This is a genomic window from Curtobacterium sp. MCBD17_030 (assembly GCF_003224255.1).
In the GTDB taxonomy this organism is placed as follows: Bacteria; Actinomycetota; Actinomycetes; order Actinomycetales; family Microbacteriaceae; genus Curtobacterium.
Window position 1 is genome coordinate 25,208 of record NZ_QKLI01000025.1, and the last position, 19,273, is coordinate 44,480.

Annotated in this window: 15 protein-coding genes; 6 read left to right on the forward strand and 9 right to left on the reverse strand. The window is 71.6% G+C overall.

Annotated features, from left to right (window positions below; all coding sequences use genetic code 11):
- Positions 1 to 24: 24 nt before the first annotated feature.
- Together DEI89_RS15765 and DEI89_RS15770 are read right to left on the reverse strand one after the other, a co-directional pair.
- Positions 25 to 2,256, reverse strand: a complete 2,232-nt coding sequence (locus DEI89_RS15765) for a DUF11 domain-containing protein (RefSeq protein ID WP_110905011.1) — start codon at positions 2,254 to 2,256, stop codon at positions 25 to 27.
- A gap of 122 nt (positions 2,257 to 2,378) precedes the next feature.
- Entirely contained in the window at positions 2,379 to 4,019 is a 1,641-nt protein-coding gene (locus tag DEI89_RS15770) for a glycoside hydrolase family 13 protein (RefSeq protein ID WP_110905012.1), read from the reverse strand.
- A gap of 127 nt (positions 4,020 to 4,146) precedes the next feature.
- On the opposite strand from DEI89_RS15770, the gene DEI89_RS15775 reads away from it, so the two are divergent.
- The 4 genes from DEI89_RS15775 (at position 4,147) to DEI89_RS15790 (ending at position 6,816) form a co-directional block, all read left to right on the forward strand.
- Entirely contained in the window at positions 4,147 to 4,704 is a 558-nt protein-coding gene (locus tag DEI89_RS15775; RefSeq protein ID WP_110905013.1) for an NADPH-dependent FMN reductase, read from the forward strand.
- 167 nt (positions 4,705 to 4,871) lie between these two features.
- Entirely contained in the window at positions 4,872 to 5,387 is a 516-nt protein-coding gene (locus DEI89_RS15780) for a MarR family winged helix-turn-helix transcriptional regulator (protein WP_110905014.1), read from the forward strand.
- Positions 5,388 to 5,495: 108 nt separating this feature from the next.
- Positions 5,496 to 6,002: a Dps family protein gene (locus tag DEI89_RS15785; RefSeq protein WP_110905015.1), complete on the forward strand. Its 507-nt coding sequence runs from the start codon at positions 5,496 to 5,498 to the stop codon at positions 6,000 to 6,002.
- Positions 6,003 to 6,015: 13 nt separating this feature from the next.
- On the forward strand, positions 6,016 to 6,816 hold the full coding sequence (locus DEI89_RS15790) for an SDR family NAD(P)-dependent oxidoreductase (RefSeq protein WP_110905016.1): 801 nt from the start codon (positions 6,016 to 6,018) through the stop codon (positions 6,814 to 6,816).
- A gap of 121 nt (positions 6,817 to 6,937) precedes the next feature.
- Here the strand turns inward: DEI89_RS15790 and DEI89_RS15795 are convergent, their stop codons facing one another.
- The 6 genes from DEI89_RS15795 to DEI89_RS15820 form a co-directional block, all read right to left on the reverse strand.
- Entirely contained in the window at positions 6,938 to 8,044 is a 1,107-nt protein-coding gene (locus tag DEI89_RS15795; RefSeq protein WP_110905017.1) for an alpha/beta fold hydrolase, read from the reverse strand.
- A 97-nt stretch (positions 8,045 to 8,141) separates the two neighbouring features.
- Complete coding sequence (locus DEI89_RS15800; RefSeq protein ID WP_110905018.1) at positions 8,142 to 9,017, reverse strand: SMP-30/gluconolactonase/LRE family protein; 876 nt, start codon at positions 9,015 to 9,017, stop codon at positions 8,142 to 8,144.
- A gap of 94 nt (positions 9,018 to 9,111) precedes the next feature.
- Complete coding sequence (gene treS / locus DEI89_RS15805; RefSeq protein WP_258366279.1) at positions 9,112 to 11,451, reverse strand: maltose alpha-D-glucosyltransferase; 2,340 nt, start codon at positions 11,449 to 11,451, stop codon at positions 9,112 to 9,114.
- Between the two features lie 58 nt (positions 11,452 to 11,509).
- A complete protein-coding gene (locus DEI89_RS15810; RefSeq protein ID WP_110905019.1) occupies positions 11,510 to 13,054 on the reverse strand; it encodes a GAF domain-containing serine/threonine-protein kinase in 1,545 nt (514 codons plus the stop codon).
- Between the two features lie 116 nt (positions 13,055 to 13,170).
- Positions 13,171 to 14,028 (reverse strand): DUF1206 domain-containing protein, encoded by an 858-nt coding sequence (locus tag DEI89_RS15815; protein WP_146236830.1) that lies wholly within the window; start codon positions 14,026 to 14,028, stop codon positions 13,171 to 13,173.
- Positions 14,029 to 14,150: 122 nt separating this feature from the next.
- A complete protein-coding gene (locus tag DEI89_RS15820; RefSeq protein ID WP_110905021.1) occupies positions 14,151 to 15,317 on the reverse strand; it encodes an RtcB family protein in 1,167 nt (388 codons plus the stop codon).
- 151 nt (positions 15,318 to 15,468) lie between these two features.
- On the opposite strand from DEI89_RS15820, the gene DEI89_RS15825 reads away from it, so the two are divergent.
- Positions 15,469 to 17,283, forward strand: a complete 1,815-nt coding sequence (locus DEI89_RS15825) for a glycoside hydrolase family 15 protein (RefSeq protein WP_110905022.1) — start codon at positions 15,469 to 15,471, stop codon at positions 17,281 to 17,283.
- Here the strand turns inward: DEI89_RS15825 and DEI89_RS15830 are convergent.
- A complete protein-coding gene (locus DEI89_RS15830) occupies positions 17,270 to 18,334 on the reverse strand; it encodes a sodium:calcium antiporter (protein WP_110905023.1) in 1,065 nt (354 codons plus the stop codon). The genes DEI89_RS15825 and DEI89_RS15830 overlap by 14 nt on opposite strands.
- A gap of 92 nt (positions 18,335 to 18,426) precedes the next feature.
- Between DEI89_RS15830 and DEI89_RS15835 the strand changes: the two genes are divergently transcribed.
- The gene (locus DEI89_RS15835) at positions 18,427 to 19,032 is read left to right on the forward strand and encodes a DUF1992 domain-containing protein (protein ID WP_110905024.1); all 606 of its coding nucleotides are present in this window, start codon (positions 18,427 to 18,429) and stop codon (positions 19,030 to 19,032) included.
- Positions 19,033 to 19,273 lie beyond the last annotated feature (241 nt).

Sequence of the window (19,273 nt, forward strand, 5' to 3'; positions counted from 1 at the left end):
CGGTGCACCCACCCCGCCGGTGTCCTACCCCCGTCCGGCCTGCTGGGCCAACTCGGAGAACAGGCCCGATCCAGAGCACCGGCCTGCGCACTGTCCCGCCTGCGTGCACTGGTCCGTCTGCGCGCACCGGCCCGTCTCGGCGCTCTGCTCGGTGACCTGCCACGACTCGGTGGACTCCGCTCCGTCATGGGTCCGGCGGCGGCGGAGCACCCACACGATGACCCCGGCGGTCGTGAGCAGGAGCCCGGTCAGCCCCACGAGCGCCAGTCCCTGCACTCCCGTGTAGGCCAGCGCGCCCGCCCGTGGCGGTGCTGCGTCCCCCGGCTCGGTGCCCGCCGGGGTCGAGGCGCTCGGCCCGCCCGGTCCGGAGACCGCGCCCGGCAGCCCGCCGGTGCCCGGCGTCGCTGTCGCGTCCGGCCCTCCGGTCCCGCCGGGGCCGTCCGGGTCGCCCGGCCCGTCCGGGTCGCCGGGCCCGTCCGGCTCACCGGGCCCGTCCGGGTCACCCGGCCCGTCAGGCTCTCCCGGCCCGTCCGGGTCACCCGGCCCATCTGGCTCACCCGGCTCGTCCGGGTCGACGACCTGAATCGGCACCTCCGGCGACTCCTCGCCACCGTCCGGGTCGGTCGGGGAAGTCCCGGTGGCCACGTTCACCACGTCGGAACCGTCTCCGGAGTACTGCGGGTCGAGCCGCGCCCGGAACTGGAAGGCGTGCTCCTGTCCCGGAGCCAGGTCCCCGCCACCGGTGCACGTCACCCGCTGCCCCGCAGCCGTGCACGCACCACCCGAGCCACCCGGACCGACGAACGTCAGCTGCGCCGGCAGGTCGTCGACGGCCCCCACGTCGCGCGCGGTCGACGGGCCGTCGTTGCGTGCGGTCACGGTGTACTCGAGCTCGTCACCCGGCTCGACCTGTCCCGGGGTCACGCTCTTGTCGGTCGACACCTGGGCGATCGTGGCAACGGGCGCCGCATCCCGCGAGGTGTTGTCCGACGGGTTCGTGTCGGACAACCCGGGAGCGGTGTCGATCGTCGCCGTGCTCGCGATCTGACCGGAGGCCCCGGGGTCGAGTCGCCCCTCGATCGTGAACGTCGCCGCAGCACCGGGGGTGAGTCCGACCGCGGTCGAGACGTCCCCGCTCCCCGACGCGTCGCGGCAGGTCGAGGGGCCGGGCACGCTGCAGGTCCACGTGACGTCACGGAGCTGGTCGGGGACGTCCACCGTCACCGGGCTCGGGTCGGATGCGTTCACCCCGACGTTCGACGCCGTGACGGTGTACCGGACACGGTCCCCGGCGACGACCGGCGGCATGTCGTGCTCGACACGGAGGTCGGCGGGCTGGGCCACACGGAGCGCGTCGATCTCGTGCACGCTCCGGAACGACCCGGTGGCCGCGGTGAAACCCAGCCGGAGGGTCTCCGGGAGCGGCGCCTGGCCCGGGCCCTGCAACTGCACGTGGTCGAGTACGGTGCGGTCGGCACCGCCCGGGAAGGACAGCCGGACGGTGAGGGTCAGGCCGTCGTCCTCGGGCTGCAGGACGACACGCACCTTCCGCGGGACGCGGGAACCGGTCGCCACCCCGCCGTCGATCACGGCGTGCTGGACGAAGCGGTACCCGGTCGTGCCGTCACCGGAACCCCGGATCGTCACGGTGTCGGGGGTGCGACCGGGGCCGCTGTCGTTGAACGGCAGCGAGAAGTTGCCGTACTGGTCGAGGGCCACGGCCGCGAACGCGCCCGGCAGACCGGGCAACGTGCAGGTCGACTGTCCCTGGGTGTCCGCGGCCCGGCAGGAGTACCCGAGGGCGGCACCGTAGGCGCCGACACCCGGTGGCACGGAGCCGTCGGCCAGGGACAGGAGCAGGCCGTCCGCCCCCTGCGCGTCCTCGGTGTACATCGCGTAGTCGAACTCGATGTCGAGTCCACGGTCGGACGGGAACGAGTCGTCCATCGCCCAGGCACCCGCAGCGTTGAAGACGGCGTCCGTCAGGCGGAGTCGACCGTCGACGATGTGGGCGTCACCGCTCAGCGTGCCGCCGTCCGCGGTGGCGAACCCGGTCGAGAACGGGAAGGTGAGGTCGTCCGCCGCGGCGGTCCCGCTGACGCCGAGCGGGGTCGCCGCGCCCAGAGCGACGGCGACCGCCGCCCCGGCTGCCCAGCGCCGCAGCCCCCGTCGAGCAGCCCGGCGACGGAGCCCTGGCCGGACGTCCGGAGGTGCGGGGAACGGAGGTGGACCGGTGCGCTTCGTGTCATGTGTCATGCCACGATCGTGGCGCCGCGGCGATCTCCCCCAGGGGCCTGGTCGACGACCTGTGGAGCGACGCTGCGAGCCTGGCTGCTGTGCAGGAGGAGCTGGTCAGGTGGTGGGCGGCCCTCCCGCGACTACGCCAACCAGACGGTGGTGTGCCCGGGGAGCTCGCCGTCGGTGAGCGGCGCGGACGTCACCACGACGGCGCCCTCGGGCATCGGCACCGGCTCGGCGCCGAAGTTCGTGTACGACCGCCACCCGTCGTGCCGCGCGAACGCGACGACCTCGGGCGACGACGTCTCGATCCACTCGAGCTCCTCGCCCTGCTGCAGGCGCCGACGGGCAGACAGCGCCTCCCGGTAGAAGGACAGCGTCGAACCGGGCACCCGGTCCTCGGCCTCGACGCTCGAGGCGCCGAAGTCCGACGGCTGCGGCAGGTGCGGTGCGGCGTCACCGAAGCCGAACGAGGGTCCGGTCTCGGTCCAGGGGATCGGCACCCGGCAGCCGTCCCGGCCCTTGACGGTGTGCCCGGTCCGGGGCCACTTCGGGTCCTGCAGCTGGTCGTGCGGGATCGCGGGCGCCTCGTGCAGGCCGAGTTCCTCGCCCTGGTACACGTAGGACGACCCGGGCAGCGCGAGGACGAGGAGGGTCGCAGCCCGCGCGCGTCGGAGTCCCCCGTCACGGTCGAGTGGCGGCGTCTGCCCGTCCGTCATCAGCCACTCGTCGGTGTCCGTACCGTCGGGCAGCCCGTACCGGGTGGCGTGCCGCACGACGTCGTGGTTCGAGAGCACCCACGTGCTCGAGCCCCCGGAGGTCTGCGCTCCGTCCAGGTTCTGCGCGATGAGCGTGCGGAACTCGGTCGCGTCGAACGGCGCCTCGAGGAGGTCGAAGTTGAACGCCTGCCCGAGCTCGGTCGGCCGGGCGTACAGGACGCGGCGGGGCGCCGGCGCCCAGGCCTCGGCGATCGCGGCACGGGGCGGCGAGTAGCTGTTGAGCACCTTCCGCCAGGCGGCGAAGATCTCGTGCACCTCGTCGCGGTCGTACAGCGGGTCTGAGCCGTCGAGCGGCAGCTGCTGTTCGTTCGACGGGCGGTACGGCTCCGACAGGTCCTTCGCGAGCCCGTGCGCGACGTCCACGCGGAATCCGTCGACCCCGCGGTCGGACCAGAAGCGCAGGGTGTGCTCGAAGTCCTGGTGGACCTCGGGGTTGGACCAGTCCAGGTCGGGCTGTTCCGGCGCGAACAGGTGCAGGTACCACTGTCCGTCAGGGACCCGGGTCCAGGCGCTGCCGCCGAAGTTGGACACCCAGTCGCTCGGCGGCTGCTCGCCGTCCGTCCCGGCACCCTCGCGGAAGACGTAGCGCGCCCGTTCCGGGGAACCGGGCGCCGCGGCGAGCGCGGCACGGAACCACTCGTGCTGGTCCGAGGTGTGGTTCGGCACGAGGTCGACGATCACGCGCAGGTCGTGCTCGTGGGCGGCGTGGATGAGCTCGTCGATCTGATCGAGGGAACCGAGCTTCGGGTCGACGTCGCGGTAGTCGGCGACGTCGTACCCGCCGTCGGCGAGGGGCGACGGGTAGAACGGCGAGAGCCAGAGCGCGTCCACACCGAGTTCCGCCAGGTAGGGCACCCGGCTGGTGACGCCGGCGATGTCCCCGATGCCGTCCGCGTCCGAGTCGGCGAAGCTGCGCGGGTACACCTGGTAGACGACGGCCTGCCGCCACCAGTTCGGGTCGGTGGTGCGGGGCGTGTCGCTCGGCGTGCGTCTCGGGGTCACCTGGCCGACACTACCGACGGCTGCTCCGCGTGTCGGGAGGCCCGGGACACGCCCGCCTGGTCAGCGCGGGAATCCCGCGCGGGATGGATTGGTTGTCGGTCGAACCATCACGACCAGAAGGAACGTCATGACCCAGATCGTCGCCCTCGTGGGCAGCCTCCGCGCCGGATCCATCAACCGCAAACTCACCGAGGCAGCCGTCCAGCACGCTCCAGAGGGCATCGAGCTCTCGGTCTTCGACGGCATCGTGGACCTGCCGTTCTACAACGAGGACATCGACGGCGACACCCCGCCGGCCGCTGCGGTCGCGTTCCGTCAGGCCGTCGCCGACGCCGACGGCCTCCTGCTCGTCACCCCCGAGTACAACGGCACGATGCCGGCCGTGCTGAAGAACGCACTCGACTGGGCCTCGCGTCCGTTCGGCTCGTCGCCGATCTCCGGCAAGCCGCTCGCGGTCATCGGGTCGGCGTTCGGCCAGTACGGCGGCGTCTGGGCCCACGACGACGCCCGCAAGGCCGCCGGCATCGCGGGCGCGAAGGTCCTGGAGGACGTCAAGGTCGCGATCCCGCAGTCCGTCGTCCGCTTCGCCGAGACGCACCCGCGTGAGGACGAAGAGGTCGTCGGCCTCGTCCGTGGCGCCCTGACCGCGCTCGCCGACGCCGCCGACGAGTCCGTCGCCGCGTAGCCCACCCGACGTCGCGACGGACCCGAACCGACACGACAGGACAGGACACGGACCAGCACGACCGACGACGAACGGGAGGCTCCCCACCAGCGGGTGGGCAGCCTCCCGTCCGTCATGTCCAGGAGATCGTTCGGCAGCCTCGTCACCAGACGGATTACCATCATCGGATGACGACGCAGGAGATCGAGGAGCCGTCCGGCTACTGGTTCCCGGACGACGACGCCACCCAGCGCGGTGTCGCCGTGTTGAACGCACTGCGTCGCTACCGGGCCTCCGAGACGGCGATGCGCCGCCGTACCCGTGACTCGATGGGCATGGGCGAGACGGACCTGCTGGCGGTCCGCCACCTGCTGCAGGCCCAGCGCGCCGGCCGCTCGGTCAGCCCGAAGGACCTGTCCGCCTACCTCAAGATCTCGTCCGCCTCGACGACGATCCTGGTCGACCGTCTGGTCAAGAGCGGGCACGTGCGTCGTGAGCCGCACCCCACCGACCGCCGCGGGCTCATCATCGTGCCGACCACCGAGACCGACGCCGAGGTCCGGGCCACGCTCGGCATCATGCACCGCCGCATGATGCAGATCGCCGAGGACCTGTCCTCGACCGACGCCCGCGTCGTCGCGATGTTCCTCGAGGAGATGCGCATCGCCGTCGACCAGGTCGACCCGCCCGTCGTCGCGCACTGACGTCCCGGTCGGGATGCCCGGGCCACGGTTCCTCGACACCCACTGGGAACTCGTCGTCGCGGAGCGCGTAGACCAGAAGGGTCAGTCCCGCGAAGAAGGAGTCGTCACATGCACGCATCGGACAAGCTCGCCGCCAACATGCAGAAGGTCCTCGTCGACCTGATCGACCTGCACCTGCAGGGCAAGCAGGCCCACTGGAACATCCTCGGCACCAACTTCCGTGACCTCCACCTGCAGCTCGACGAGATCGTCGACGCGGCTCGTGAGTTCGCCGATGACATGGCGGAGCGCATGCGCGCGCTCTACGCCGTCCCGGACGGCCGTGCCGCGACCGTCGCTGCCGGCACCCACCTCGACGCGTTCCCCGACGGCGAGGTGCTCACGCACGATGCCATCGACCTGGTCACGCTGCGCCTCTACCAGGCCACCGCGACCATGCGCGACGTGCACGACGAGGTCGACGACGAGGACCCGACGACCGCCGACCTGCTGCACGGCTTCATCGAGCGCCTCGAGCAGCTCGCCTGGATGGTCAGTGCAGAGAACCGTGCCCCCCGGACGCCGCTGGCGAGCGCGACGACCGCCGCGGTGGCCGAAGCATCTGAGCACGAGTAAGTCCGGGCCACACGTGGACCTCGGCATCCAGGGCAAGACCGCGCTCGTCTTCGGCGGTGACTCCGGCATCGGCTGGAACACCGCGCGCATCCTCCTGGCGGAGGGTGCCACCGTGGTCGTCACCGACATCGAGCAGAGCCGACTCGACACCAGCGCCGACCAGCTCGAGGCGCCGCCCGGCAGACTCCACGCGTTCGCTGCGGACGTCCGCAGCGCCGAGAGCCTCGCCGCGTTGCACGAGCAGGTGCGGGACGCGGTCGGCGAGATCGACATCCTGGTGCAGTCCTCAGGCGTCACCGGCGCCCAGGGGATGTTCCACGAGATCGACGAGGCCGGCTGGCAGGAGACGCTCGACGTCGACCTGATGGGGCCGGTCCGGATCACCCGCGAGTTCATCGGGGACCTGCGGAACGGCGGTTGGGGGCGGATCGTCTACCTGGTGTCCGAAGACGCCACGCAACCGTACGACGACGAGTTGCCGTACTGCGCAGCGAAGGCCGGGGTGCTGTCGTTCGCCAAGGGCCTGTCGCGGTCCTACGCGAAGGAGGGGCTGCTCGTGAACACCGTCTCCCCGGCATTCATCCACACCCCGATGACTGACGCCATGATGGACAAGCGGGCGAAGCAGCTCGGCACGTCGTTCGACGAGGCGATCTCGAGCTTCCTCGACGAGGAGCGCCCGTACCTGGAGCTCAAGCGTCGTGGTGAGCCGGAAGAGGTCGCGAACGTGGTGGCGTTCCTCTGCTCCGAACTCGCCAGCTTCGTGAACGGCTCGAACTACCGCGTCGACTCCGGCTCCGTCGCCACCATCTGAGCGCACGCGTGCGCCCTGGACAGACGGTCGGCATGCCGCCGACGGTCGGTCGGGACGCTCACACGAGAGGCCCGTGACCGGCTCTGCGGAACCGGTGACGGGCCTGCCGTGCGCCCGCGGGTCAGAACGGGCGGCGGTCGCCGCGGGGCCGGGGATGGGCCGTGTCGGCCACTGTCCCGCGGACCCCGGGGACGACCGGCGCCCCGTCTCCGTCCGTCGTCGCGCCGACGTGCGCCTGCTCCGCCGCTCCGAGCTGCTCGTCGTCGCGCTCCGCCCTGCCGATGAGCTGCAGGAAGCGGGACCGCACCACGAGCCAGCGGTCCGTCGCGCTGAGGCGGTCGAGGTCGGACGCGATCGAGTCGTCACGGACACGCTGCAGGGACGAGACGCCACGGTCCCGCAGACGACCGTCGACGTGCGCGACCACGATCCGTGCGACCGCGTCGGCCCGGGCCTGCATCACCGAGTGCGCACCATCGACGACCTCTCGGAGGACCGCGTACGGGAGCACCCGGGCCAGGCGTCGGATCCAGGAGCGTGGCACCAGCGCGTCGTGCTCGCCGCGGACGACCAGGGTGTGTGCCTGCACGTCGGCGGCGCGTTCCTCGATGGGGTAGGCGATCATCGCCGGCAACAGCGTGCGGAACCAGTGCCACCCACCGAGCGCGGACGTGGTGACCCCGTGCCAGCGGACCGCGGATGGTTCGTGCACCGCCGACCGCAGGAACCGGATCGTGGCCTTCCACACCGACCGCGAACCCGGCTCGAGGACCGGACTGATGAGCACGACGTCGGAGACGTCCGGTCGACGGGCCGCGACCTCGACGACGACCTGCGCTCCCATCGAGTGGCCGATGAGCACCGGGTCGTGCAACCCGAGGTGGTCGATGACCTGCTCGACCGCATCGGCGTAGCGCTCGATCGAGACGGCTCCCCGGAACCACGGCACTCCCGGGGAGCCCGGCAGGTCCAGCGCGTGCACCGGGCCGTTCCCGTCGAGGTGCGACACGAGCCGCTCGGGGGAGGTCTCCGCGATGCCGGGTCCCGCGACGAGCACGAACGCACGGTCACCGGGCTGCCCGGAGGAACCGACGCGAACGTGCGTGCCGTCGACGGCGACACGGTGGACGCGGACCTCGAGGGCCGGGTCGGTGGTGCGGGCGGGAGCACCGCCGGGGTCGGGTGCGCCGGGTGGGAAGGGGCCCCCCGGGTGGTGCACGTCGTTCACTGGCGCTCCTCGCGGTCACTGGCGGTCGCCCAGGCTACCGCGGCCGTGCGACCGTCCCCGCGATGCCGGTCCGCACCCGGATCGACTGCGGCAGGACTCAGCCGCCGAACGGGAAGGCCGGACGGCCGTGCACGCTGGTCGGCACCGCGAAGACGGAACCGGAGTGCGGCGCCCGGGCGAGCTGCTCCTCGGTCATGTTCTCCCGCGCGGTCCCGACGAGCAGCAGGGACATGTCCGTGCCGCCGAACGCCACCGAGGTCACGTTCGGCGCCGGGATCTCGACGGTCTCGAGGTGCGTGCCGTCCGGGCCGTAGCGCTCGACCCGGGACTCGCCGTAGATCGCGCCCCAGAAGCAGCCCGCGTCGTCGCGCACGAGCCCGTCGTGTGCTGACCCCTGGATGAACGGCACGAGGTCGCCGAGGACACCGTCCGGGCCGTAGGAGCCACGGTAGATCGTCTCCGTGTCGGTGTCGGTGACGTACATCTCGGAGCCGTCGTCGTTCCACTCCATGCCGTTGGTCGTGCCGAACCCGGTCCGCAGGACCCGCACCGACCCGTCCGGCGAGAACGCGTACAGCACCCCGGCGGGCGGTCCGTCCGTCGGGTCCATGCTGCCGACCAGGAACCGTCCGAACGGGTCGCACTTGCCCTCGTTGAAGCGCATCTCCTGGTTCGCGTGCTCGACGCTCGCCAGCTGTCGTTCGACGTGACCCTCGTCGTCGGTCAGCACCACGGTGTCGTCCTGTGCTGCGACGAAGCCGCCGCCCGCCCTGGGCTGGAAGGAGGCCAGCGGCGGGCCGAGCTCGGCGGTGCGCAGCACCCGGCCGTCCGCGTCCGCGGTCATGAGGGTGCCGTTCGGGATGTCCGCCCAGCGGGCGACCCCCTGGTCGGGGTCCCACACGATGCTCTCGGCGAGGGTGACCTGCACGTCGGAGAACACGGTGGCAGGACCGGCAGTGGCGCTCGTCGTCATGTCCTCCGGTCTACCGGTGCCGTGGTCCGCCGGGGTTCAGCCGACCGGCCGCCGTCCCGATCACGCGGGACCGGGACGGCGGCCGGCGCCGTCGTCACTGCTCGGTCGTGCGGCGGAGCACCAGGAAGCGGGAGCCGTACGCGCCGATGCTCAGCGGGAAGCTGCACAGGTCGTCGACGGTGCCGAGCTCGCTGTGGTCCGTGGCGTCGAGGACCGTCGCACCGTGCGGGAGCGACTCCGACCGGATGGTCCCGTCGAGCGCGGTGTCCGTCATGTTGAGCACGGTGATCTGCACGACCGGCTCACCCGTCTCGTCCGTCGACTCGAGTTCGTGCACCATCACGAGCATCCCGCGGTGCGCGACCTCGGGGACGTCCACCTGGCGTGCCGACGCGATGCCGTACTCGGTGCGGACCCGCAGGAGCTCGCTGAGCCGGGACGCGAACGAGTCCCGCCGCTCGAGCTGTTCCGGCAGCGGACCGTAGAGGGAGCGGGCCCGCGGCATGCCGGACGCAGAGCGCTCGGTGTCCGGTGCCACGCCGAGCAGGTCGTGTGCGCCGCGCTCGATCCACCGGGTGTCGCCCTCGGCGATGAGGTCGGTGACGAGTTCCCGCGGGAGCGTCAGCGACCCGAGCAGGTCCCACCCGGACATCGCGAAGACCCCGGGCTGCCAGGCGTTGAAGGCGGCGAGCAGCAGGTGCGCGTCGCGGATCTGCGGGACGTCCTCGTCCTCGATGTCGTCGAGGGTCGTGTGCCCCTGGGTCGCGGCGATGAGCGACGCCGTCGTGCAGGCGATGCCGTTCGTCGTGAACACCAGGTTGTAGTCCGCGGCCTCGCCGGTCAGCGCCTCGGTGAGGTCCGCGCGGATCCGCTCGGCGAGCGCTCCACCCGTGGTCTCCTCGCCGTGGAACGTGTAGACGTCGTCCTGGTGCAGGGTCGCCCAGTGCACGAGCTCGTAGGTGAGCTCGTCGTGGTTCTGCATACCGTGCACGAGGCTCACCGGTTCGACGCCGAGCTCCAGCGAGGTGCGGAGGGTCAGACGGAGGAACTCGGTGTCACCCGTGGCGAGGGCGTGGTGGTACGCCGGCCGGTTGATGAAGTCGTACGACAGATCGGCGCCGACGGCTCCGGTGTCACGGATGTCCTCGATCGTCAGGTTGAGTTCCTGGAAGGTGAAGCCACCGACCTTGCGCACCATGCCCGCGATGACGTGGTTCGCCGCGTGCGAGAGCGGGTGTCCCTCGGACCAGCCCGGTGCACCTTCGGCGCTCTTCTCCACGCCCAGGAACCCGTTGGCGTCCAACCGGAGCGCGCTGGTGCCCAGGTCGCCGAGCGAGTGCAGGGCGTCACCGATCACCAGACGCATGCCGGCGAAGGTCGGGTCGAGCCAGTTGACGGACGGCTGCCCCTCCTTGAAGTAGTGCAGGTAGACCCAGCGCCGGGTGGTGCCGTCGACGCCGACGACCGGGGCCGTGACGCTCCAGTTCGTCTCCTTGACCCCGGGCTGGTGGAAGATCACCCGCTGCAGCTCACCGATGATGTAGCCGCGCTCGGCGAGGGCCGACTCGGTCGCGGCGTCCAGGTTGAGCGAGTCGCGGTGCTCCGGCACGGTCGGGAGCAGGTGCCACTCCTCCGGCGGGATCTCCACCATGTGGTAGATCCCGGGGTAGTCCTTGAACGCCATCTCGGCCAGGCGGAAGTCGGCACCCTTGCCGGTGTGCCCCGGGACGATGTCGTCGATGATGCTGCCGCCGTGCTCCTCGGCGACGTCGGTCATCCGCTGGAACGTCTCCTCGTCGCCGAAGGTCGGGTCGATCTGCGTCCCGATCCGGTCGAAGTGGCCGTCGACGCTGGGGGTCTCCTGCCAGCCGCGGATGCCGCCGGCGCGCTTCACCGGGCCGGTGTGCACGCCGTTGATGCCGATCTGCTCGAACGCCGACCACAGCTCGGGGTCGGCGAGCGCCGTCAGGAAGGACTCCCCTTGGCGGGTGATGAGCGAGATCGGGTAGGCCGTGAACCAGACGTCCGAGGTCGCCACGGCACGCCGGGCGTCCGGTCGGGCGTAGGGGTTCCGCCACATGGCGGGCGTCCCCGACAGCTGGCGACTCAGGACGTCCGCGTCCTTGAGCATCGACTGTCGGACGAGCCACTCGATGTAGGCGGGGTTCTCACCGTTCGCCGCGCGCGGGTCGGAGAACCGGCGCTGCAGACTGCCGCCGCGCAGGTTCACCCGGGGCCGCAGGCGACGGGGTCGCGCCGGGTACAGCTGCTCGTCGTAGGTGATCTCGGGAACCGACGACGTCGTGTCCTCGGTGCCCGGTTCGTCGTCGCCCTGGTCGGCGCCCCGCTCCGGGACACCACCCACCGGGAGCCGGTCGCCGGTGATCTGCTCGTCCGCGACCCGCTCGTCCATCCGGGATGCCTCGTCGTCCATGTCCACGGACCCCACGCTAGTCACGCGATGCCGGGGACGACCGCCGGTTCACCGGTGGTCAGCCAGCGCGGTCCGGCTCCGGCGTGGCGCGGACATCCCCGGTGTGCCTGCCACCGGTGTGCAGGGCCCCCGCGTGGGAGCCTCCGGTGCGGGGACCGACGGTGTGCGCTCCCCCGGTGTGCGGCAGGGGGAACGCGTCGCTGGTGCGCAGGGACTCCTGCCGGAGCTCCAGCTGGGTGACCGCCAGTGCGGCGAGGTCCCGCAGGTTCGCCATGTCGGCGTCGTCGGCCGTGCGGGGACGCGAGTCGAGCACCGCGAGGGTGCCGATCGTCACGCCGTCGTGGCGGACCAGGGGCACGCTGACGTAGAACCGGATGCCGAGCGGACCGGTGACGAGCGGGCTGTTCCGCATCTCAGGGTGGGTCGACCCGTCCGGGATCACGACCGGGACCGGCACCGGTGCGAAGCCGTTGCGGAAGGTGATGCTCCGTGCGGACTTGTCGATGCCGTCCGCGACGTAGGACTGCGACCACTCCCGGTCCTCGTCGAGCACCTCGATGAGGGCGATCGGCGCGTCGAACAGCCGGGCCGCCATCGCGGTGGTCCGCTGCAGCGCTTCCTCCGGCAGGACATCCAGCGTCGTCGGGCGCGCCGGGACGCTGTCGGCCGTGCCCGCCGCGGCGGCAGCGGTGCCGCCGGGCGCCCCGGTGGTGGGCCCCGTCGTCGGTGGGACGTCAGCCTGCGGCTCGTCCGCTGCCGTGTCCGCGATCACCACGTGTCGGAGCAACGCGACCAGCTCACCGCCGACCGGCCGAGCCGCCGGGTCCTGCGCGGTCATGGCCGCGAGCGCCTGCCGCCAGTGCTCGGGCAACGGCTCCGGGACCACCGGGTCCCGCGACAGCCGCGCCAGCGCCGACTCGACGAGCGATCCCGGGAACTCGCGCCGCCGGGTGAAGCACTGCAGCAGCACCAGGCCGAGCGAGTACACGTCGCTGGCCGGGCCGACCTCGGTGCCGCGCGCCTGCTCCGGGCTGAGGTACGCGGCAGTCCCGGTCGTCACGCCGTCCGCGGTGAGTCGCTCGACCCCGGCGGCCAGGGCGATCCCGAAGTCGGTGAGTCGCGCCCGCGCTCGGTCGGACCCGTTGCCGTAGTCGACGAGCAGGATGTTCGACGGCTTGATGTCGCGGTGGACGACGCCCTCCGCGTGGATGTAGTCGAGCGCCTCGGCCATGTCGAAACCGATCTCGGCGATGTGCCGGGAGGCGAGCGGCCCGAGCGACAACCGCTCCTCGAGGTCCTGGCCGTGCACGAGCGCCATCACGATGAACCGCTGCACGGACCCGCGCTCGTCCTCGACGACGCCGGCGTCGAGCAGGCTGACCAGGTTGTGGTGGTCGAGCGAGGCCAGGACGCCCTGCTCGGCTTCCTGGCGCGCGATGTCGACGATGCCGGGGTGGAAGAGCTTCACGGCGACGGGCCGGTCCAGGCTCTCGTCCCACGCCCGGTGGACGACGGACATGCCGCCGCGACCGATCACCTGCTCCAAGCGGTACCGGCCTGCCAGGAGCGCAGCGCTCTCCTGCTGTCCCTCCGTCGGAACCATGCTTCCTCGTCTTCGGTGTGGGCGACTCGCGATGCGCCGACGCTGGTGTCGAGAACTCGACGATGCATCATCCCATCACGGGGGCCGCACCGTCCGCCACGATCCCGTGGGCGCGGTCAGATCCGCGCGTACCGTGCCCGGAAGAAGCTGTAGACGCCGAACGCCGCGAACCCGAGCCCCACCACGACGAGCACGACGGAGCCTCCCGGCATCGACCGGAGGGCATCGAACGCCCCGTCCAGCCCGCTCGCCTGGTCCGGGTCGCTCCGGACGGCCGCCACGGCCACGAGCACCCCGACGATGACCACGGCGACCCCCTTCGCGATGTAGCCGAGCGTCGCGAGCACCGCCACGGGCCGACGCAGGGACCGCGGCTGCGGACGGAGCTTCTTCTCCCACGACCCGCGGAGGCCGATCACGACGAGGCCGACGCCGATGGTGATCGCGACGGCCGCGACGAGGAACAGGAGCACGACCCCGCCCGGTGTCGCGAGGGCCGTGGCCGCCGCGCTCCGCGTCGACCCGCTCGAGCTCTTCCCCGCACCGAGCGCGTGACTGGCCGAGGAGTACGCGATCACTCCGGAGACCACGGCCCTGCCGACGTTCGACGCCCGGGCCAGCCAGGCGCGCGCGTCGTCGGTGCGCCCGCCGACGACGGCCTCGACGACGAGTCGGACGGTCAGTGCGGCGGTCCCGACGGCGACGATCCAGAGGAGCACGACCCCGCCGGGCACCGAGGCGAGCTGCGCGAGGGCGCCGGACTGGTCGGTGTCCCCCGACTGCGAGCCCTGCGCGCCACTGCCGGCCGCGGCGGTGCCGATGCCGAGCAACACCGCGAGGTACCCGATGAGCAGGTGCGCGACGCCGGTGCCGACGAACCCGGCCCTGGCCGTGGTCTCGAACCACCGGCTGTCGGCGGCCCGGCGCGCCTGTCGTCCGGTCTCGCGGGCTGCGTCCTGTGCTGCGTCGGTCACCCCATGAGCTTGCCCGACCACGCGGTCCCTGTCCGGCCGGTCCCGGTCCGGTGAGGCCGCGGCGGACGGGAGGCCCGTGGCCAGGCCGTCACGGGCCTCCCGTCCGTCGTCGTGTCGCGGGGTCAGTCCCCCTTGACGTTCACGATCTGCCGCAGCGTGTGCCGCACCGTGACCAGGTCGGCGGCGTCCGCCATCACCTGGTCGATCGGCTTGTACGCGGCCGGGATCTCGTCGAGGAACGCGTCGGTGTCGCGGTACTCGATGCCGACCATCGCCTGCCGGAGTTGCTCGTGTGTGAACGTGCGCCGGGCCGCAGACCGCGAGTACGACCGGCCCGCGCCGTGCGGCGAAGACTCGAGCGACGGCTTGTTGCCCCGCCCCTCGACCACGTACGACGCCGTGCCCATCGACCCCGGGATGAGCCCGGGCTGCCCGGACCTCGCCTGGATCGCACCCTTGCGGGACACCCAGACCGACTTGCCCCAGTGCTCCTCACGCTGGGTGAAGTTGTGGTGGCAGTTGATCCGCTCGAGCTCCTGCACCTCGCTGTCGACCACGCCCGCGAGCTGCCGGACGACGCGGTCCATCATCTCCTCGCGGTTGAGCAGGGCGAAGTGCTGCGCCCACCGCAGTTCGGCGATGTACCGGTCGAACTCCGCGGTGCCCTCCACCAGGTAGGCGAGGTCGGGGTCCGGCAACTCGATCCACCAGCGTTCCATGGCGTGTTTGGCGACCGCGATGTGACGCTGGGCGATCTTGTTGCCGACACCACGGGAGCCGGAGTGCAGGAACAGCCAGACCCGGCCGTCCTCGTCGAGCGAGACCTCGATGAAGTGGTTGCCCGAGCCGAGCGTGCCGAGCTGGTTCCGCCACTTGGCGAGCGCCCCGGCCGGGTCGAAGCCGGCCCGCTCGGCCCGGGCTTCGAGGTCGGCGATGCGCGGGGCGGCGGTCTCGACGATCGTCCGGTTCGACGCCCCGGCGGACACCGGGATCGCCCGTTCGATCGACTCCCGGAGCGACCGGAGGTCCGTCGGTAGGTCGGAGCGATGGAACCCGGTGCGCACCGCGATCATGCCGCAGCCGATGTCGACGCCCACCGCGGCGGGCATCACCGCGCCGAGGGTCGGGATGACCGACCCGACGGTGGCGCCGAGCCCGAGGTGCGCGTCCGGCATCAGCGCGAGGTGCGGGTAGACGAAGGGCATGTCCGCGGTCGTGCGGGCCTGCTGCTCGGTGCTCTCCTCGAGCATCGAGGCCCAGGAGAGCAAGCGGTTCGTGATCTTCTGCATGGTGGTGTCCCTGTCGGACGACGTCGGGGTGACGGTCCGCCCGTCCGGGCAGAACCGAGAAGCGTAGCGTGCCCACGAACACCTGCACGAGGGCACATCCGGGGTACGTGGCGTCCGCGGCACGTCGAGCGGTTCCGGGCACGATGGAGCCATGACCGAACGGACACGGGACACCCCCGACGCCACCGACAACGAGGAGCGCACCGACGGGTACGTCCCGCTCCGCTCCTACGGCGCGATCGGTGACGGCCGGACCGTGGCACTCATCGCCCGGGACGGCCGGATCGACTGGCTGCCGATCCCCGCGATGGACTCGCCACCGGTGTTCGCGAGCATCCTCGACGCCGAGCACGGTGGGCACGTCGCCCTCCGGCCGGTCGACGACGACGCCTCGGTCTCCCGGAAGTACATACCGGGGACGAACGTCCTGCTCTCCACCTGGACGACGTCCTCAGGACAGGCCACCGTGACGGACGCGATGGTGACGGGGGTCGCCGGTCGCCTGCCGTGGGCCGAGATCGGCCGCTGCGTGCAGGGCGTCGAGGGGTCCGTCGAGATGGAGTGGGCCGTCGTCCCGGGCACGCTGCTGAACACCGCCGAGCCGGAACGTCTCGACACCGTGAACGGCACCGTCATCGGGATCGACGGCATCACCATCGCGGTCGTCGAGCAGGGCTTCGAACCGGTGCACGACGACGGGCCGCGGTTCTCGGGACGCTTCCACACGACCGAGGGGTCGAAGCACATCCTGACGATCGTGGGCACGCACGACGAACCGATCTTCATGCCCGACCCGCAGCGCTCGATGGAGGGCATCGACCGCACGATCGAGAACTGGTCGACGTGGTCGACGGAGTTCTCCTACGACGGACCATGGTCCGAGGCCGTGCAGCGGAGCGCCCTCGCCTTGAAGCTGCTGATCTCCTCGCCGACCGGAGCGATCGCGGCGGCGCCGACCACGAGCCTCCCGGAGAACCGCGACGGCGGGAAGAACTGGGACTACCGGTTCGCCTGGGTCCGGGACCTCGCGTACACGGTCAACGCGCTCACGCGCTTCGGCCTGCGCGAGGAGACGCACGCGGCCGTCTCGTGGGTGATGCGGACCATCGCCGAACACGACGAGACGATGCCGATCTTCTACGGCCTGGACGGTTCGAAGAGCGACACGGTCGAGGAGCGTGACGTCCCGGGGTGGACCGGCATCGGACCCGTGACCATCGGCAACCGCGCCGGTGACCAGCTGCAGCTCGGCGTCTGGGGTGACGTCTTCGCGATCATGCGCCAGTACGTCAACGCCGGCAACGTGCTCGACCGGAAGACCGCGTCGGTGCTGCAGGACCTGGCCGACGACGCCTGCCACCGCTGGGTGGAACGGGACTCGGGCATGTGGGAACTCGAGGACGCGCAGCACTACGTCACGAGCAAGATCGGCTGCTGGCAGGCGCTCGACGCCGCGGTCGAGCTGCACGACGCCGGCATGATCGACGGCCCGCGGGACAAGTGGGTCGAGAACCGCGAGCTCATCGAGCAGTGGGTCGGCGAGCACGGATGGGACGAGGAGCTCGGCCACTACGTGATGTACCCGGGCTCGGACGCCCTGGACACCTCGATCCTGCTGCACGCGATGTCGACGTTCGACCGTGGGCCCCGGATGGAGTCGACGATCCGGGCGATCGAGGAGCAGCTGCAGCGCGGCCCACTCGTCTACCGGTACTCCGGCATCGAGGACGAGGAGTCGCCGTTCGTCGCGTGCTCGTTCTGGTTGGCCGCCGCGATGGCGTGCGTGGGCCGGCACGACGACGCGGAACACCTGATGGACGAGATGGTCGACCAGGCGAACGAGGTGGGTCTGTTCAGCGAGATGATCAGCGAGGACGGCGAGTTCATGGGCAACCTCCCGCAGGGGCTGTCGCACCTGGCGCTCATCCAGGCCGCGCTGACCATCGAGGAGGTCAGCCGACCGTGATCGCCACCAGGCCGGCGACCCCCACCAGGTAGAGCACGACGACGACGAACGAGTCGATGCCCATCCCGACGATCCGCCGCTGCGGCCGGAACACGAGCCCCACCGCGTAGACCAGGGTCAGCAGCGCCGCGAGCGCCGTCAGGTACACGTCGCTCGCGTTCGCCTGCGGCAGCACCGCCTTGCCCGAGAGCACGGTGGCGACGAGGAACAGCACCGGCAGGAAGGCGTTGCCGCCGAAGATGTCGGACACTGCCAGGTTGTCGTCGCCCTGCTTGACGGCCTGGAGGCCCGTGGAGATCTCCGGCAGGCTCGTCGCGAGGGCCAGGACGGTCGCCCCGAACAGCACGCCGGACAGTCCGATCTGACCCGAAGCCGCGTCGCCGGCCCGTTCGAGCACGACACCGGCGACGAGGGTCGCGAGGGCGGACACCGTGAAGACGACCACCGCCTTCCGGGTGCTCATCGCCGGTGTCGTGTCCTGCTTGCGAGTGCGGTGGCCGGATGCATGCGGGCTGGCGTCCGGCGCGTGCCCGCTCTCGTGCCACGGCAGTCCCGTGCCGGCTCGCTGCACGAGGAGGAGCCCGACGGCCCAGATGACGGCGATGAGCACGACGTCGGGGGTGAGCCGCGCGACGACGAGGTCCGGCGGGAGCTGGCTGCCCGCGATGACGACGGCCAGGACGGCGACGACGACGAGCGCCTCGAGCACCAGCGTCAACGAGGCGGCGCGGTAGGTGATCGGCTTGACGCCCTTCCCGCGCCTGCCGAACGCGTCGAGCACGGCGATGACGACGGTCTGGATCGCGATGCCGCCGAGGATGTTGCCCGCGGCGACCTCGATCGAGCCGGAGAGGCCGGCGCTGACGGTGATCGCGATCTCGGGGAGGTTCGTCGCCACGGCGAGGACGATGAGCCCGCCGAGCGCACTGCCGAGGTGCAGGCGGGCGTCGAGCACGTCGGTCGTCTTGGACAGCTGGATGCCGGCGATCCAGATCACGGCCGCACCGGCGACGAAGACGACGACGAGCAACCAGAGGGGCAGGGTATCCACGAGGGTGACGATGCACCCCGACGGCTGGGTCGTCCTCCGGTACGCGCCGGCTGGACGGCTTCGTCGGGGGTCCAGGGCATCATGGCCCGACGATGAACGACGTCGACGCCCGGATGGACCGCCTGCGGAAGGCCGCGCGGTACCGCTACCAGCAGCTCGTGGACAGCGAGGTCGAACGGGGTTCCCTCGACCCGGACGAGGTCCGTGCCGAGCGCGAGGAACGACAGCTGCTCAAGGCCGCCGACGTCGCCGCCCACGCCCGTGCCCGGATCGCGGAGGCCGAGCGCCGCGGGGTGTTCGAGGGCAATCCGTACCACGGCAAGCCGCTGCCGGGCCTCGACGGCCAGCACGACCCGGACTGGTGGATCAAGTCGAAGATCGAGCGTGAGGACATCCGCGGGATCGCGCCGCCGGCCCTCGCCCTGCGGACCGAGGACGCCGAGCTCGACGACCACCTGGACGCACTCTCAGTGGAGTCGGACGTCCGGGACGTCCTGGTGGACTTCAACGCGCGTGTGAAGGAGGCGCGTCGGCAACTCCTCGGCGGGCCGCCGGTGGTCACGCCGATGCGCGACGTCGACGCCGAGGTCGCGCGGTGGCGGGACCGACGGGAGGCCCGTGCCGCGGCCGCCGCGTCGGCTGCGGCCGCGCATGCGGCCGAGATCCGACCGTCCCGGTGGTGGCGCCGACGCGGGTGAGGTGATCCGGGCCTCCCGGCCGTCGCGCTGGGACCGGACGCGCGAGAACGCCGCCTCGCGGGTGCGGGGCGGCGTTGTCGTGGTGTGTCAGATCGGGGTGTTACTTGATCGTGCTCACTTGATCTGGGCGGTGATGGTGGCGGTGCCGACGAGCAGGCCGCCCGTGACGGCGTCGGTCTTGAAGGTGTCGTTGAGCAGCTTCGCGGCGTCGTCGGAGACGTGGACGGTGGTGCCGGTCAGG

Bases quoted from the DNA above. Each gene is read 5' to 3' on its own strand.
- DEI89_RS15780 (WP_110905014.1), top strand. From the start codon at position 4,872: ATGACGACGCAGGAGATCGAGGAGCCGTCCGGCTACTGGTTCCCGGAC.
- DEI89_RS15775 (WP_110905013.1), top strand. From the start codon at position 4,147: ATGACCCAGATCGTCGCCCTCGTGGGCAGCCTCCGCGCCGGATCCATC.
- DEI89_RS15820 (WP_110905021.1), bottom strand. From the start codon at position 15,317: ATGCAGAAGATCACGAACCGCTTGCTCTCCTGGGCCTCGATGCTCGAG.
- DEI89_RS15810 (WP_110905019.1), bottom strand. From the start codon at position 13,054: ATGGTTCCGACGGAGGGACAGCAGGAGAGCGCTGCGCTCCTGGCAGGC.
- DEI89_RS15785 (WP_110905015.1), top strand. From the start codon at position 5,496: ATGCACGCATCGGACAAGCTCGCCGCCAACATGCAGAAGGTCCTCGTC.
- DEI89_RS15765 (WP_110905011.1), bottom strand. From the start codon at position 2,256: ATGACACATGACACGAAGCGCACCGGTCCACCTCCGTTCCCCGCACCT.
- treS (WP_258366279.1), bottom strand. From the start codon at position 11,451: ATGGACGACGAGGCATCCCGGATGGACGAGCGGGTCGCGGACGAGCAG.
- DEI89_RS15835 (WP_110905024.1), top strand. From the start codon at position 18,427: ATGAACGACGTCGACGCCCGGATGGACCGCCTGCGGAAGGCCGCGCGG.
- DEI89_RS15825 (WP_110905022.1), top strand. From the start codon at position 15,469: ATGACCGAACGGACACGGGACACCCCCGACGCCACCGACAACGAGGAG.
- DEI89_RS15800 (WP_110905018.1), bottom strand. From the start codon at position 9,017: ATGACGACGAGCGCCACTGCCGGTCCTGCCACCGTGTTCTCCGACGTG.